Origin of the sequence: Cellulosimicrobium sp. JZ28, assembly GCF_015327065.1 — a bacterium.
Taxonomy (GTDB): domain Bacteria; phylum Actinomycetota; class Actinomycetes; order Actinomycetales; family Cellulomonadaceae; genus Cellulosimicrobium; species Cellulosimicrobium funkei.
In genome coordinates, this window is record NZ_CP017660.1 from 2,005,523 (window position 1) to 2,019,710 (window position 14,188).

Annotated in this window: 13 protein-coding genes; 9 read left to right on the forward strand and 4 right to left on the reverse strand. The window is 75.2% G+C overall.

Annotation, left to right across the window (positions count from 1 at the left end; genetic code table 11):
• Positions 1-37: 37 nt before the first annotated feature.
• Positions 38-292: a DUF6480 family protein gene (locus BJP59_RS09220; protein ID WP_043654002.1), complete on the forward strand. Its 255-nt coding sequence runs from the start codon at positions 38-40 to the stop codon at positions 290-292.
• Here the strand turns inward: BJP59_RS09220 and BJP59_RS09225 are convergent.
• Positions 268-1,608 (reverse strand): UDP-glucose dehydrogenase family protein, encoded by a 1,341-nt coding sequence (locus BJP59_RS09225; protein WP_194522791.1) that lies wholly within the window; start codon positions 1,606-1,608, stop codon positions 268-270. The two genes, BJP59_RS09220 and BJP59_RS09225, sit on opposite strands and share 25 nt — an antisense overlap.
• Positions 1,605-2,651: an NAD-dependent epimerase/dehydratase family protein gene (locus BJP59_RS09230; protein WP_144723418.1), complete on the reverse strand. Its 1,047-nt coding sequence runs from the start codon at positions 2,649-2,651 to the stop codon at positions 1,605-1,607. The genes BJP59_RS09225 and BJP59_RS09230 overlap by 4 nt, the downstream gene beginning before the upstream one ends.
• A 247-nt stretch (positions 2,652-2,898) precedes the next feature.
• Between BJP59_RS09230 and BJP59_RS09235 the strand changes: the two genes are divergently transcribed.
• A complete protein-coding gene (locus BJP59_RS09235) occupies positions 2,899-4,239 on the forward strand; it encodes an APC family permease (RefSeq protein WP_194522792.1) in 1,341 nt (446 codons plus the stop codon).
• 36 nt (positions 4,240-4,275) lie between these two features.
• Here the strand turns inward: BJP59_RS09235 and BJP59_RS09240 are convergent, their stop codons facing one another.
• Complete coding sequence (locus BJP59_RS09240; RefSeq protein ID WP_168945965.1) at positions 4,276-5,298, reverse strand: LacI family DNA-binding transcriptional regulator; 1,023 nt, start codon at positions 5,296-5,298, stop codon at positions 4,276-4,278.
• 175 nt (positions 5,299-5,473) lie between these two features.
• Between BJP59_RS09240 and BJP59_RS09245 the strand changes: the two genes are divergently transcribed.
• The 5 genes from BJP59_RS09245 (at position 5,474) to BJP59_RS09265 (ending at position 10,005) form a co-directional block, all read left to right on the forward strand.
• The gene (locus tag BJP59_RS09245) at positions 5,474-6,217 is read left to right on the forward strand and encodes a glutamine amidotransferase (RefSeq protein WP_194522793.1); all 744 of its coding nucleotides are present in this window, start codon (positions 5,474-5,476) and stop codon (positions 6,215-6,217) included.
• Positions 6,217-7,137, forward strand: coding sequence for a ribokinase (locus BJP59_RS09250; protein ID WP_194522794.1), 921 nt, complete (start codon positions 6,217-6,219; stop codon positions 7,135-7,137). The genes BJP59_RS09245 and BJP59_RS09250 overlap by 1 nt, the downstream gene beginning before the upstream one ends.
• A complete protein-coding gene (locus tag BJP59_RS09255; protein WP_255541889.1) occupies positions 7,026-8,273 on the forward strand; it encodes a DMT family transporter in 1,248 nt (415 codons plus the stop codon). The genes BJP59_RS09250 and BJP59_RS09255 overlap by 112 nt, the downstream gene beginning before the upstream one ends.
• Complete coding sequence (locus BJP59_RS09260; RefSeq protein ID WP_085387813.1) at positions 8,270-9,319, forward strand: phosphotriesterase family protein; 1,050 nt, start codon at positions 8,270-8,272, stop codon at positions 9,317-9,319. Before BJP59_RS09255 ends, BJP59_RS09260 begins: the two co-directional genes overlap by 4 nt.
• A gap of 110 nt (positions 9,320-9,429) precedes the next feature.
• Positions 9,430-10,005: a CueP family metal-binding protein gene (locus tag BJP59_RS09265; protein WP_021483840.1), complete on the forward strand. Its 576-nt coding sequence runs from the start codon at positions 9,430-9,432 to the stop codon at positions 10,003-10,005.
• A 97-nt stretch (positions 10,006-10,102) separates the two neighbouring features.
• On the opposite strand, the gene BJP59_RS09270 is transcribed toward BJP59_RS09265, so the two are convergent.
• The gene (locus BJP59_RS09270; protein WP_168945962.1) at positions 10,103-11,548 is read right to left on the reverse strand and encodes a ThuA domain-containing protein; all 1,446 of its coding nucleotides are present in this window, start codon (positions 11,546-11,548) and stop codon (positions 10,103-10,105) included.
• 280 nt (positions 11,549-11,828) lie between these two features.
• Between BJP59_RS09270 and BJP59_RS09275 the strand changes: the two genes are divergently transcribed.
• Entirely contained in the window at positions 11,829-12,599 is a 771-nt protein-coding gene (locus BJP59_RS09275) for a response regulator transcription factor (protein WP_194522795.1), read from the forward strand.
• A complete protein-coding gene (locus BJP59_RS09280; RefSeq protein WP_194522796.1) occupies positions 12,592-14,187 on the forward strand; it encodes a sensor histidine kinase in 1,596 nt (531 codons plus the stop codon). The genes BJP59_RS09275 and BJP59_RS09280 overlap by 8 nt, the downstream gene beginning before the upstream one ends.
• Position 14,188 lies beyond the last annotated feature (1 nt).

The window sequence follows — 14,188 nt, forward strand, 5'->3', positions numbered from 1 at the left end:
CGACCAAGCACCACCGCACCGACGGAAGGACCGCACCATGACCGGACCCGCCTCCCCCGATCCCGACCCGCTGGACGCCTCGCACCGCTCGTCCGCGGCCGACTTCTCGGCGAGCGGCGACGTGCAGCCCGGCGAGACCCCGCCCGCGGAGGACCAGGTGAGCGCGCCGCAGGGCCACGAGGAGCACGGCCCGCACCGGGCCGTGCCGTGGGTCTGGATCGGGGTCGTCGGCGTGGTCGCCGTCGTGACGGCCCTGTTCTTCGTGGGCTACGCCGTGGGGCTGCTCGACTGAGGCCGGGCCGCGCGCGGCGCGGCGACCCCGAGCGAGCGCACGTCCCACCCGGCAGCACGCCACCGCGCGCCGTCGACGGCGTTGCGCGCGTCCACGAGGCGCGGCGACCGCACCACGTCGGCCAGGGTGTCGGGGTCGAGGTCGCGGTACTCGTCCCACTCGGTCGCGAGGACCACGACGTCGGCGCCGGTCGCCGCCTCGCGCACGTCCGTGGCGTACCCGAGCTCGGGGGCGGCCGCCTGCGCGAGCGCGAGGGCCTGCGGGTCGGTGACGACGACGTCGGCCCCCTCCGCGGCGAGCGCCCGGGCCAGCGCGAGGGCGGGCGAGCTGCGCACGTCGTCGCTGTCCGGCTTGAACGCGGCGCCGAGCACCGCCACGCGTCGCCCCGCGAGGGAGCCGCCGCACGCGGTGCGCGCGAGCACGACGGCGCGCTCCCGGCAGCGGTCGTTGATGGCGTCGACCTCGTCGAGGAACGACACCGCCGGGCCGACGCCGAGCTCGCGCGCCCGGGCCGCGAACGCGCGGATGTCCTTGGGCAGGCACCCGCCGCCGAACCCCAGTCCCACGCCCAGGTACTCGCCACCGATCCGGCGGTCGAGCGCCATGGTGCCGACGAGCGCGACCGCGTCGCCGCCCGCGGCCTCGCACACCTCCGCGACCGCGTTGGCGAACGAGATCTTCGTCGCGAGGAACGCGTTGGCGGCCACCTTCGCGAGCTCCGCGGTCGCGAGGTCGGTCACGAGGCGGGGCACGCCGTCGTCGAGCAGCCGCGCGTAGACGGCGTCGAGGCGCTCGACCAGCGCGTCGCCGTCGTCGGGCACGCCGTAGACGAGCCGGTCCGGGTGCAGCGTGTCCGCGACCGCGTGCCCCTCGCGCAGGAACTCGGGGTTCCAGGCGAGCCGGACGCCGTCGGGCAGGTCCGTCGCGAGCCGGGCCGCCGTACCGACGGGGACGGTCGACTTGCCGACCACCACCGCCCCCGGGCGCAGGTGGGGGCGCAGCGCCGCGAGCGCGGCCTCGAGCTGCTGCAGGTCCGCGACGCCGCTGCCCGCCGACTGCGGCGTGCCGACGCACAGGAAGTGGACGTCGGCGACGCCCGCGTGCGCGACGTCGGTCGAGAACGTGAGCGAGCCCGCTCCGCCCGGGTCGGCGAGGAGCGCGGCGAGACCCGGCTCGAAGAACGGGGCGCGGCCCTCCGCGAGCGCCGCGACGCGGGCCGGGTCGACGTCGATGCCGACGACCTCGTGCCCCAGGCGCGCGAGGGCCGCCGCGTGGACCGCCCCGAGGTAGCCGCAGCCGTGCACGGAGACCCTCATGCCGGCTCACCCGCCTCGTCGGCGGCGCCGCCGTGCGCCGCACCGACCGCGACGGGCGTCTCGCCGCCGCCGTCGGCGCGGAACCACTCGACCGTCCGGGCGAGGCCCTCGGCCCACGGCGTGCGGGCCCGCCAGCCGAGCGTGCGCTCCGCGAGGCTCGTGTCCGGCCGACGGCGGCGCGGGTCGTCCTCGGGCAGGTCGACGTGCACGATCCCGGCGTCGCTCCCCGTCGCCGCGAGCACGTCCCGCGCGACGCGCTCCACCGTGAGCTCCGTCGGGTCGCCGAGGTTCACCGGGCCCGGGTGGTCGGTGCGCGCGAACGCGAGGATGCCCTCGACGAGGTCGTCCACGAAGCACACGGACCGGGTCTGCGACCCGTCGCCCGCGACGGTCAGCGGCTCGCCCGCGAGCGCCTGCCGCACGAACGTCGGGACCATGCGGCCGTCGTGCCCGCGCATCCGCGGCCCGTACGTGTTGAAGATCCGCACGATCCCCGTGTCCACGCCGCGGCTGCGGCGGTACGCGGCGGTGGTCGCCTCCGCGAACCGCTTGGACTCGTCGTAGACGCTGCGCGGCCCGACGGGGTTCACGTGGCCCCAGTAGTCCTCGCGCTGCGGGTGCACCTCCGGGTCGCCGTACACCTCGGACGTCGAGGCGAGCACGAACCGCGCCCCGGCACGCTCGGCCAGCTCGAGGCCGTGGCGCGTCCCCGCCGAGCCCACGAGCAGGGTCTCGAGCGGGAGCCGGAGGTAGTCCACGGGCGAGGCGGGCGACGCGAGGTGCAGCACGAGGTCGACCCGCTCGGGGTCGGGCACGTCGATCCCGGCGCTGACGTCTCCCTCGACGAAGCGGAACCGCGGCTCGTCGCGCAGCGCGTCGAGGTTGCGGACCCGCCCGGTCGACAGGTCGTCGACGCACACGACCTCGACGCCCTGTCCCACCAGCGCCTCGCACACGTGGCTGCCCACGAACCCGGCACCGCCCAGCACGACGGCGCGGCGCACGGTGCGGGCCGCGCTCGAGGTCTCCGGGGTGTCGCTCATGCTCGTCTCCTCGCGACGGAGCGCGACGCAGGCACGCGGGGACGTTCCGTCCCGCCGGTCGCGCTCGTGCGGACGGGCTCGTGGCTGGACCCGGGGCTCCCACGCTCACACGCCTCCTGGCGGCTCGCACGGCGGCTCGCACGCCGTGCCCGCGCGGGTTCGTCCGGGCGCACGGGACGGGCGCACGTGGCGGGAGCACGGTCCGGCACCGGGCGCGAGCGATCCGGGGTCGTGGCACGGTGACGCGATGAGCGCACCGACCGCACCCCAGCAGCAGGCCACCGACCCGGACACGAAGCTGTCCCGCTCGGTCGGGGGACGGCTCCTGTACCTCTTCATCCTCGGCGACGTGCTCGGCGCGGGCGTCTACGCGCTCGTCGGCGAGATGGCCGGCGAGGTGGGCGGCGCCGTCTGGCTGCCGCTCCTCGTCGCCCTCGGCCTCGCCCTGCTGACCGCCGGGTCGTACGCCGAGCTCGTGACCAAGTACCCGCAGGCCGGCGGCGCGGCCGTGTTCGCGGACCGTGCGTTCCGCAGCCCGCTCGTGTCGTTCCTCGTCGGGTTCTCCATGCTCGCGGCGGGCGTGACGAGCGCCGCGGGTCTCTCCCTGGCCTTCGCCGGCGACTACTTCGCGACGTTCGTCGACGCTCCCGACCGACTCGTGGCCGTGCTGTTCCTCGCCGTCGTGGCGGCGCTCAACGCGCGCGGCATCAAGGAGTCGCTGCGCGCCAACGTCGCGATGACCGCGATCGAGCTGTCCGGGCTCGTGCTCGTCGTCGTGCTGGCCGCCGTCGTGCTGGGGCGCGGCGAGGGGTCGCCGGGCCGCGTCACGCAGTTCGCGGAGGGCACGACGCCGGCGCTCGCCGTCCTCGCGGCCGCCATCCTCGCGTACTACTCGTTCGTCGGGTTCGAGACGTCGGCGAACCTCGCCGAGGAGGTCCGCGACGTGCGCCGCACCTACCCGCGCGCGCTGTTCGGCGCGCTCGTCACCGCGGGCGTCGTGTACGTCGCGGTGGGCGTCGCCGCGGTCGCGGTCGTCGACCCCGAGACGCTCGCCGGGTCGACCGGGCCCCTGCTCGAGGTCGTCGACGCGGAGGGGTCGGTGCCCGCCTGGGTGTTCTCCCTCGTGGCGCTGATCGCCGTCGCGAACGGGGCGCTGCTCACGATGATCATGGCGAGCCGGCTCGCGTACGGCATGGCCGAGCAGGGCCTGCTCCCGGCCACGCTCGGGCGCGTGCTCCCCCGGCGCCGCACGCCGTGGGTCGCGATCGTCGTGACGACCGTGGTCGCGATGGGGCTCGTGTTCACGGGCGACGTCGCGGGCCTCGCCGAGACCGTCGTGCTGCTCCTGCTGCTCGTGTTCGCCTCGACGAACGTCGCGGTCCTCGTACTGCGCCGCGACCCGGTCGACGCGCCGCACTTCCGCGTCGCGACGGTCGTGCCGGTGCTGGGCGTGGCGTCGTGCGTCCTGCTCCTGACGCAGCAGGACGCCGTGACGTGGCTGCGCGCGGGCATCCTGCTCGCCGTCGGCGCGGTGCTGTACGTCGTGATGCGCTGGACCCGCCGGGCCGCGGACGCGCGCGCGGCGTAGGGACCGCTCGCGACCGCCGGTGCGCGAGCCGCCGCGCTACGCGTCCGCGGGCCGGGCGACCGAGCCGCGCACGACGAGGTGCAGCGGCAGCACGGTGCGTGCGGGCGGGACCGCGGGCGGGGTGCCGGTCATCGAGCGCTCGATCGCGTCCATGGCGGCGAGCGCGAGCGCCGCGACGGGCTGCTCGAGCGTCGTGAGCTTGGGGCGCAGCCACTGGCCGACACGGATGCCGTCGCACCCGACGACCGAGAGGTCCTCGGGGATGGAGATGCCGTGCAGCTCGGCGGCGCCCAGCATCCCGACGGCCACGATGTCGCTGCCGACGAACACGGCCGTCGGCGCGTTCCCGGGCCGCGTGAGGTAGGGGAACGTCGAGGCGCCGAACTGCTCGGTGTACGGCCCGTGGCGCACGAGGTCCGGGTCGACGTCGAGGCCGGCGTCGTGCATCGCGTCGACGTAGCCGCGCAGGCGGTCCTGGGTCGTGGACAGCTCCGCGGGCCCGGCGACGTGGGCGATGCGCCGGTGCCCCTGCTGCACGAGGTAGCTCGTGGCCTGGTAGGCGCCGCCGTAGTTGTCGACGGTGATCGTCTCGACGGGCAGGTCGAGGTCGACCTCCTCGTCGATGACGACGACGGGCAGCCCGTCCGCGACGGCGCGCGCGAGCCGGTCGTCGGTGCGCGACATCCCCACGTAGACGACGCCGCCGAGCGAGCCGTCGCTCGCGAGGAGCTGGCCCAGGCCGGACTCGGCGTCGCCGTGCCGCGTCGACAGCGCGACGACGAGCGGGACGCGGCGGTCGCCCGCGAGGCGCGCGACCTCCTCGGCGAGGGCGGTGAAGAACGGGTTGACGAAGTCGGGCACGACGAGCGCGACCACCCCGGTGCGACGCTCGTCGTCGCGCGCGGCGGGACCGGGCGCGGGGACGACGTACCCCACCTCGCGCACCGCGGCGTCGATCCGCGCCGCCGTCTCCGGCTGGACGTTGAGCTGCCCGCGCAGGTAGCGCGACGCCGTCGAGGCCGACACGCCGGCACGTTGCGCAACACGCGTGAGCGTCATGGCTCCCCTTCCTCGGGGCGGTCCCCCAGATCCCCTGCACTCTACCGGGAGCGTCGGGCCGCGCACGGTGTTGACAGCCGCGCCGCTCGCCCCCTACGGTCTTGCGCAACGCTACACAACGTTGCGCAACGTCGTCGAGGACGTCGCCGCGCGACCTGATCGCAAGGAGGCCGGGATGAGCCGGGTTCTGCTCGCCGGGGAGTCGTGGATCAACGCGACCACCGACTACAAGGGGTACGACGCGTTCCCCCACGCCCAGCTCGAGATCGGGTGCGCGCGCCTGCTCGAGGCGCTGGCCGCCGAGGGCCACGAGGTCACGCACCTGCCCTCGCACCTCGTCGCCGAGGACTTCCCCTCCACGCTCGACGAGCTCGACGCCTACGACGTCGTGATCCTGTCGGACATCGGCGCCAACTCGCTCCTGCTCCCGCCGGTCGTGTTCTCCCAGGGGCGCCCGTTCCCGAACCGGCTCAAGCTCCTCGCCGAGTGGGTCCGCCGCGGCGGCGGCCTCATGATGGCCGGTGGCTACCTCAGCTTCCAGGGCTTCCAGGCCAAGGCGAACTACCACGGCACCGCCGTCGAGGCCGTCCTGCCCGTCGACATCCTCCCGCACGACGACCGCGAGGAGACCCCCGAGGGCATCGGCGGCACCCTGACCGACGTCGAGCACCCCGTCACCGCCGGCCTCGACCGCGAGTGGCCGATCCTCCTCGGCTACCAGCGCCTCACCGCCAAGGCCGACGCGACCGTCCTCGCCACCATCGAGGGCCGCCCGCTCGTCGCCGTCCGCAGCGAGGGCGAGGGTCGCACGCTCGCGTTCGCCTCCGACATCTCCCCGCACTGGGCCCCGCGCGAGTTCATGGACTGGGCCGGCTACGGCCCGCTGTTCGGCCAGGCCGTCACCTGGCTCGCGGGCTGATGACGCCCGAGGTGGTGGTCGTCGGCAGCCTGAACATGGACCTCAGGCTGACCGTCGACCGCCTGCCCCGCTCGGGCGAGACCGTCTCCGCGACGGGCCTCGTCCGCTCCCCCGGCGGCAAGGGCGCCAACCAGGCGGTCGCCGCCGCCCGGCTCGGCCGCCGCGTCGCCATGGTCGGCGCCGTCGGCGACGACGACGACGGCCGGGCGATCCGCCGCCGCCTCGCCGTCGAGGGCCTCGTCCTCGCCGGCCTCGCGACGGCGGACCGCCCCACCGGCGTCGCCGTCGTGCTCTGGGAGCAGCCCGAGTCGACGATCGTCATCGAGCCCGGCGCGAACGCCGTCGTCGACGAGGCGTTCGTCACGGAGCGCGCCGACCTCGTCCGCGACGCGGCCGCCGTCCTGTGCCAGTGCGAGACGCCGCTCGGCGCCCTGCGCGCCGTCGCCGCCACCGCGACGGGCACCACGGTGCTCAACCCGGCGCCCGCCGTCCCGCTGCCCGCCCCCGTGCGCGCCGCGTTCCGCGTGCTCGTGCCCAACCGGTTCGAGCTCGCGACCCTCGTCGGCGCGAGCGACGAGCCCGTCGGCACCGACGCCGTGCTTGCCATGGTCCGCGCGCTCGACCACCCGGGGGACGTCGTCGTCACCCTCGGGGCCGACGGCGCGCTCGTCGTCCCCGCGGGAGGCGCACCCGTCACCGTCCCGGCGGAGCGCGTCGACGCCGTCGACACGACCGCCGCCGGCGACTCGTTCTGCGCGGCGCTCGCGGACGGCCTCCTCCACGGCGGCGACCTCGTCGAGTCCGCCCGCTGGGCGGCGCACGTCGCCGCCTCCACCACCACCCGCCACGGCGCCGTCGACTCCCTGCCGCGCGCCACCGACCTGGCCCCCGAGGGCACCAGGATTCCGCTCCACAGCTAAGTCCGACGTACCGTCGGAGGAAGGCACGGTCACGCAATGAAGCACACCACGCCGGCGACCACCGGTTCCCCGTCCGGCACTCAGGGAGGTGCTGTGAGCCCGTCAGCCCGCCGCAGCAGGGTCAAGGACACCGCGACCGCCCTGCTCGTCGTCGCGACCGTCCTCGCGGGGCCCTCGGCCCCATGCAGGCGGCCGTCAACGGCCAGCTGGGCAAGACGATCGGCGACGGGCACGCCGCCGCCCTCATCTCGTTCGGGACCGGCCTGGTCCTCATGTTCGGCGTCGTGTTCGCGCGCCCCGCGACCCGACGCGAGGCGCTCGCGATCCCCGGCCTGATCCGCTCGCGCACCATCCCGTGGTGGAACTACCTCGCGGGCCTGTGCGGGGCCGTCATCGTCCTGTCCGAGGGCGTGACCGTCGGCGTCCTCGGCGTCGCGACGTTCCAGATCTCTCTCATCTCCGGCCTCGTCATCTCGGGCGTCATCTGCGACCGCCTCGGCGTCACGGCGTCCGTCAAGCAGCCGCTCACCACCACGCGCCTGCTCGGCGCGGCGCTCGCCATCGCGGCGACCGTCGTCGTCATCTCGCCGAGCTTCTCCGTGCCGCACACGATCGTCCTCGCGATCATGCCGTTCGTGGGCGGTCTGCTCGCGGGCTGGCAGCCTGCCGGCAACGCGGCCGTCGCCGACGTCACCGGGTCGATGCTCGTCTCGATCGGCTGGAACTTCCTCGTCGGCTTCACCGCCCTGCTGATCGCCTACCTCGTGCGCGCGGCCGTGGGCGGCGTCGACTTCCAGCTCCCGAGCGAGTGGTGGATGTACCTGGGCGGCCCGCTCGGCCTGCTGTCCATCGCGCTCATGGCGCTCCTCGTGCGCGGCCTCGGCCTGCTCCTGCTCGGCCTCGCCTCGGTCGCGGGCCAGCTCGTCGGCTCGCTCGTCCTCGACGCCGCGATCCCCGCGCTCGGCCACACCGTGCACGTCGCGACCGTCGTCGGCACGGTCATCGCGCTCGTCGCCGCCGGGATCGGCATGATCCCGTCCGGCAAGGCCGCGCACGCCGACGGCCCGGACGGCTCCGACGCGGGCGTCGCGGCAGCCGTCGCGGGCGGCGAGGCTGGCGAGACGAGCGCGCGATGAGCGTCACGCCCGCCGGCCACGTCCAGACGGTCACCGGCCGCGCCGCGGCTGCGGACCTCGGCCTCACGCTCCCCCACGAGCACCTCTTCAACGACCTGTCCGGGGTGCTCGACCCGCCGAGCTACCGCTTCTCCGAGGCGGTCGTCGAGGTCCCGGTCTCTGCGTCGGTCGCGTGGGCGCTGCGCCAGGACCCGTACTGCTGCGCGGACAACATCGCCGACAAGCCGGTCGCCGCGGTCGCGGCGGAGCTCGAGAGCTTCGCCGCGCTGGGCGGGCGCACGATCGTCGACGCGACGTCGAGCGCCGCGATCGGGCGCAACCCCGAGCGCCTCGCGGAGGTCGCGCGCCGCACGGGCCTGCACGTGGTCGCGGGCTGCGGCGCGTACCTCGAGAAGTTCGAGGGCGACCGCATCGCCGCCGCGGCCGTGGACGCCCAGGCGTCCGCGATCGTCGCGGAGCTCGCCGACGGGATCGGCGGGACCGGCGTGCGGCCCGGCATCATCGGCGAGATCGGCGTCTCGCCGTCGTTCACGCCGGGCGAGGCGGCGTCGCTGCGCGCCGCGGCTCTCGCGCAGCGCGAGCACCCGCACGTCGCGCTCCAGGTGCACCTGCCCGGCTGGCAGCGCCGCGCGCACGAGGTGCTCGACCTCGTGCTCGACGAGGTGGGCGTGCGCCCGGAGAAGGTCGTGCTGTGCCACATGGACCCGTCCGCCGACGACCCGGGCTACCAGCGGTCCGTGGCCGAGCGCGGCGTCTGGCTCGAGTTCGACATGGTCGGCATGGACATCACCTTCCCGAAGGAGGGCGTGTCCCCCGACCCGCACACGACCGCGACCGCGGTGCAGCGCCTCGTCGAGGCCGGTCACGCGGGCCAGGTGCTGCTCAGCCACGACGTGTTCCTCAAGCAGATGTGGGTGCAGCACGGCGGCAACGGGTTCGCCTACGTCCCGACGGTGTTCACCGAGATGCTCGCCGCGCGCGGGGTGCCGCGCGACGTGCTCGCGCGCCTCACCCACGACAACCCGGTGGCGATGCTCACCGCGTGACGCGACGCCGTCCGCCACCCGCACGGCCGGGGCCCGCCAGGGTCCCGGCCGTCGGCGCGCCCGGGACCTCCGACCCTGGTCACGGCGTCGCGCTCTGAGAGGATCGGCGCATGAGACGACGTGCCCTCCCGACCCTCGTGGCCGCCGTGGCCGCCACCGCCCTCGTGCTCGCCGGCTGCTCCGGCGGGTCCCCGGAGCCCTCCGCTCTGGACGCCCTGCTCGACCGCCACGACCTCACCGGGCTCAGCGGCCAGGAGGTCGTCGACCGCCTGGAAGGGCTCGAGACCGCCGACCGGCCGACCGACCTCGTGGCCTCCGTCCGCGCGGCGGAGCTCGTGCTCGCCGACGAGTCGTACGAGACCACGGTCCCGCTGCCCGAGGACACGTTCTACCTCTCCGTCGCGCCTTTCGTGGACGAGACGCACGAGTGCTTCTACCACTCGCTCACCACGTGCCAGGGCGAGCTCGCCGGCGAGCCGGTCTCGGTGACGGTGGTCGACGCGGCCACCGGCGACGTGCTCGTCGAGGAGGACACGACGCTCGGCGCCAACGGCTTCGTGGGCTACTGGCTCCCGCGCGACGTCGACGCAGAGCTGCGCGTCGAACACGACGGTCGGGTCGGCACCACGACCGTCTCGACGCGCGACGACGACCCCACCTGCCTCACGACCCTCCAGCTCGCCTGACGAGCGACGGGCGCGCCCGGCGGCGTCCCGCTCCGCGCACGACGACGCCCGCCGCACCGGGGTGCGACGGGCGTCGTGCCTGCTGGGCCGGGAGGCGTCAGGCGGTCCCGCCGAAGTCGACCACGAGCTCCTCGGTGACCGTCTCGCCGTCACGCTCGGCGGTGGCGGTGACCGTCACCTGCCCCGCCGGCACCTCGACGAGGCGCGTCGCGAAGGCCTGGTAGGCGTTCTTGGTCGGCGCGACGGCCGCGAACTCCTTGGTCCCGTACGGCGTGGTGACCGTGAGGTCCACGGCCGTGTCGTCCTGGTTGACCACCCGGACCGCGAGGTACTGCTTGCCGCCCATGGTGCGCAGCTCGGCCTCGGCCGAGAGGTCGAGCGCGGGGCCGTCGTCGACGAGGGCCGACTGCCAGTCGACGAGGTCGTCGATCTTCGTGCCGAGCAGCGCGCGGTCGCCCGCCGCCGCCGACAGGTGGTCGACGAGCGAGCGCGCGCCGCCGAGCACCTGGACGGCCGTCGCGGGGTCGTCCGCGTCGGCCGCGCTGCGCGCGCTGCCGAGCAGGGACGAGATCGCGCCCGCGATGACGCCGTCGCCGACCGCGGAGGTGTTCAGGCCCGCCACGAGCTCGTCGACCTCGCCGAAGGTGACGCAGTTGCCGCCGCCCTCGACGACGCCCGCGGTCCACTCGACGCCCTTGAGGACGTGCTCGAGGAACAGCGGGTCGGTCCACGAGGCGTCGGTGTGCCCGGCGCCCTCGTACCAGGAGCGACCGCCCTCGAAGTTCTGGCACCACGCGATCGGGTGGTCCTCGCCCATCGCGTTGTTGCCCGGGTTGTACGTCGACTCGTCGAGCGTGATGAGGACGTGGACGTCCTCGCGCGGGTTGGTCGTGTAGTTGTACCACTCGTCGAACCGCTCCCAGACGGCGGGCAGGTGCGCCGTCGAGGGGTGGCCCGGGCTCTCGACGCGCATCGTCGCCGTCTGCTGCTGCGGGTGGCTGACGAACCGCGCGCCGCCGCCCGTGAGCTGGCTGTACCAGGGCACGGTGTGCATCGTGTCCGTCGCCGCGTGCAGGCCCACGAACCCGCCGCCGCCCCGGATGTAGCCCTGGAACGCGGCGAGCTCGGCGTCGTCCAGGAGGCGCGGCGTGGCCGGGTTGAGGGAGTTGGTGTTGTCGACCGGCGACGCGAAGACGATGGTCGCGTACTGCGCGAGGTCCTCGGCGCTCGTGAAGGGCGAGGAGTCCATCGTCAGGTCCGGCTGACCGGGCGAGCCGCTGCCCCACCACCCCGCCGAGCTGTTCGGCGGGTCCCACACGTCGACCGTGAAGCCGTTGTCGGCGCCGAGCTCGATGAGCGCGCGCGTGGTGTCGTCGATGTGCGAGTGGCGGAAGCCGAGCGTCTCACCGACGACGAGGATCTTGTAGTCCTCCTCGTCGGCGGCCGCCGGGCCCGCGGTCATGAGCGTGGCACCGCCCACGAGCGGCAGCGCGGCGGCCGCAGCCACCGCCCGCCGGAACGTCATGCCGCTGAACAAATCCATGCGTGCTTCTCCCTCGTCGTCGAGAGCGCGAGCCGGAGGGTCGCCGACGGCGACCCCACGGGGCGACGCGCGCACTCCTGCGTGCGTGGACGTCGGCTGCTGCCGATGCAGCGAGTTTTGACGGCAGGCGCACAAAAGTCAAGGTTTCAACGACTCGCGACTGCGGTTTCTCACCCCGGCTCGCGGCGCGCGTCGGGCGGGGACCGGGCCGGCCGCGGGGCACAGCGAGCGCACAGGGTCACCACAGGCACGCCTCCGCGTCCCGCGCGACCCTGGGAGCATGACCGCAGCCCCCGCCCCCGTCGGCCGCCCGGACCAGCCGCGCCTCACGCGCCCGGACGGCTCCCCCGTCCGCGTCCTCGTGGTCGACGACGAGCCGAACCTCGCCGAGCTGCTCACCTCGGCGCTGCGGTACGAGGGCTGGGACGTCTCCACCGCGCTCGACGGGCACACCGCGATCCGCACCGCGCGGGAGACCGGGCCGGACGTCGTGGTGCTCGACGTCATGCTCCCCGACATGGACGGGCTCACCGTCCTGCGCCGCCTGCGCGAGCGCGACGCCGACGTGCCCGTGCTGTTCCTCACCGCGCGCGACGCCGTCGAGGACCGCGTCGCCGGGCTCACCGCGGGCGGCGACGACTACGTGACCAAGCCGTTCAGCCTGGAAGAGGTCGTCGCCCGGCTGCGCGGGCTGCTGCGCCGCGGCGGTGCGACCGCCCAGCGCGAGGAGTCGGTGCTCGTCGTCGGCGACCTCGAGCTCGACGAGGACGCGCACGAGGTGCGGCGCGGGGGCGAGGAGATCCGGCTCACCGCGACCGAGTTCGAGCTCCTGCGGTACCTCATGCGCAACCCGCGCCGCGTGCTGTCCAAGGCGCAGATCCTCGACCGCGTCTGGAACTACGACTTCGGCGGCCAGGCCAACATCGTCGAGCTCTACGTCTCCTACCTGCGCCGCAAGATCGACAAGGGCCGCGCACCCATGATCCACACGCTGCGCGGGGTCGGGTACGTGCTCAAGCCCGCCGCCGACGCGGAGAGCGCCCGTGCCTGACCTCGGCGGGACCCGCCCGACGGCCACCGGCAGGGACCGGCGGCCCACCGCGCTGCGCCGGCGCCTCGTGCTCGTGCTCGCGGCCGTCGTGCTGCTCGTCACCGTCGGGCTCGCCGTCGCGTCCGCCGTCGTGCTGCGCACCCAGCTCGTCGCCCAGGTCGACCACGAGCTGCGCCAGGCGAGCGACCGGCTCGCCCGCGGCAACGGCCCCGCGCAGCCCCCGGACGGCACCGGCGACGCGTCCGGGCCGGAGCCCGGCGGCCCCGACGACCCGTCGCGCTTCCCCGCGGGCACCGGCCCCGGCAGCGCCGTGCTGCGGTACGACGGCGGCGCGCTCGTCCTCGCGGAGTACGTCACCCCGGACCTCCAGCGCGTGGCGCTCGACGACGCCCAGGTCGCGGCGCTCGAGGCCGTCCCCGCCGACGGCGCAGCGCACGACGTCGACCTCCCCGACCTCGGGTCGTTCCGCGCGGTGCACCGCACCACCGCGGACGGGCAGCCCGTCGTCGTCGCGTCGAGCACCGCCCAGGTCGATGCGACCGTCGAGAGGTACGTGCTCGTCGAGGCCGCGCTCGGCGCGGCCGGAGTCCTCGCGGCCGTGCTCCTCGGCACCTGGCTCGTGCGGCGCTCGCTGCGCCCGCTCGACGACGTCGCCGCCGCCGCGGGCCGCGTCTCCGAGCTCGAGCTCGCGCAGGGCGAGATCGACGCCATCCCGCGCGTCCCGGACGACCTCACCGACGAGCGCACGGAGGTCGGCCAGGTGGGCGCCGCGCTCAACCGGATGCTCGAGAACGTCGAGACCTCGCTCCAGGCGCGCCACGACTCCGAGACCCAGGTGCGGCGGTTCGTCGCCGACGCGAGCCACGAGCTGCGCACGCCGCTCGCCTCCATCCGCGGGTACGCCGAGCTCGTGCGCCGCTCCCCCGACGACGTGCCGCCCGCGACCGCGCGCTCGCTCGACCGCATCGAGGCCGAGGCCGTGCGCATGACCGGTCTCGTCGAGGACCTGCTGCTCCTCGCCCGGCTCGACGCCGGACGCCCGCTCGACCGCGCGCCCGTCGACCTCGCCGTGCTCGCCGTGGACGCCGTCACGGACGCGCACGCCGCGGGACCCGACCACGACTGGGCGCTCGACCTGCCCGGCGCGGACGACCTCGACGTCGACCCGGCGTCCGGCGCCCCGGACCCGGACGACCTGCCGGACGACGCCGTCGACCTCGAGGTGACCGGCGACGAGGCCAGCCTGCGCCAGGTGCTGGCCAACCTCCTCGCCAACGCCCGCACGCACACCCCGCCCGGCACGCACGTGGACGTCCGGCTCTCCGCGGACGCCGACGCCGTCGTGCTCGCCGTCGCCGACGACGGGCCCGGCATCCCCGCGCCCCTGCGGCCGACGCTCCTGCGCCGCTTCACCCGCGGCGACGACGCCCGCAACCGCACCGGCGGCTCCACGGGCCTCGGGCTCGCGATCGTCGACGCGATCGTCACCGCCCACGGCGGCACGATCACCGTGACGTCCGCGACGGCGGACGAGCCCGGCCCCACCGGCACCACCGTCGCGGTCCGCCTCCCCCGAAACCACCCCTGAC

Excerpts from the sequence above, each read along its gene's own strand:
- BJP59_RS09220 (WP_043654002.1), top strand. The coding sequence starts at position 38 with ATGACCGGACCCGCCTCCCCCGATCCCGACCCGCTGGACGCCTCGCAC.
- BJP59_RS09225 (WP_194522791.1), bottom strand. The coding sequence starts at position 1,608 with ATGAGGGTCTCCGTGCACGGCTGCGGCTACCTCGGGGCGGTCCACGCG.
- BJP59_RS09230 (WP_144723418.1), bottom strand. The coding sequence starts at position 2,651 with ATGAGCGACACCCCGGAGACCTCGAGCGCGGCCCGCACCGTGCGCCGC.
- BJP59_RS09235 (WP_194522792.1), top strand. The coding sequence starts at position 2,899 with ATGAGCGCACCGACCGCACCCCAGCAGCAGGCCACCGACCCGGACACG.
- BJP59_RS09240 (WP_168945965.1), bottom strand. The coding sequence starts at position 5,298 with ATGACGCTCACGCGTGTTGCGCAACGTGCCGGCGTGTCGGCCTCGACG.
- BJP59_RS09245 (WP_194522793.1), top strand. The coding sequence starts at position 5,474 with ATGAGCCGGGTTCTGCTCGCCGGGGAGTCGTGGATCAACGCGACCACC.
- BJP59_RS09250 (WP_194522794.1), top strand. The coding sequence starts at position 6,217 with ATGACGCCCGAGGTGGTGGTCGTCGGCAGCCTGAACATGGACCTCAGG.
- BJP59_RS09260 (WP_085387813.1), top strand. The coding sequence starts at position 8,270 with ATGAGCGTCACGCCCGCCGGCCACGTCCAGACGGTCACCGGCCGCGCC.
- BJP59_RS09265 (WP_021483840.1), top strand. The coding sequence starts at position 9,430 with ATGAGACGACGTGCCCTCCCGACCCTCGTGGCCGCCGTGGCCGCCACC.
- BJP59_RS09270 (WP_168945962.1), bottom strand. The coding sequence starts at position 11,548 with ATGGATTTGTTCAGCGGCATGACGTTCCGGCGGGCGGTGGCTGCGGCC.
- BJP59_RS09275 (WP_194522795.1), top strand. The coding sequence starts at position 11,829 with ATGACCGCAGCCCCCGCCCCCGTCGGCCGCCCGGACCAGCCGCGCCTC.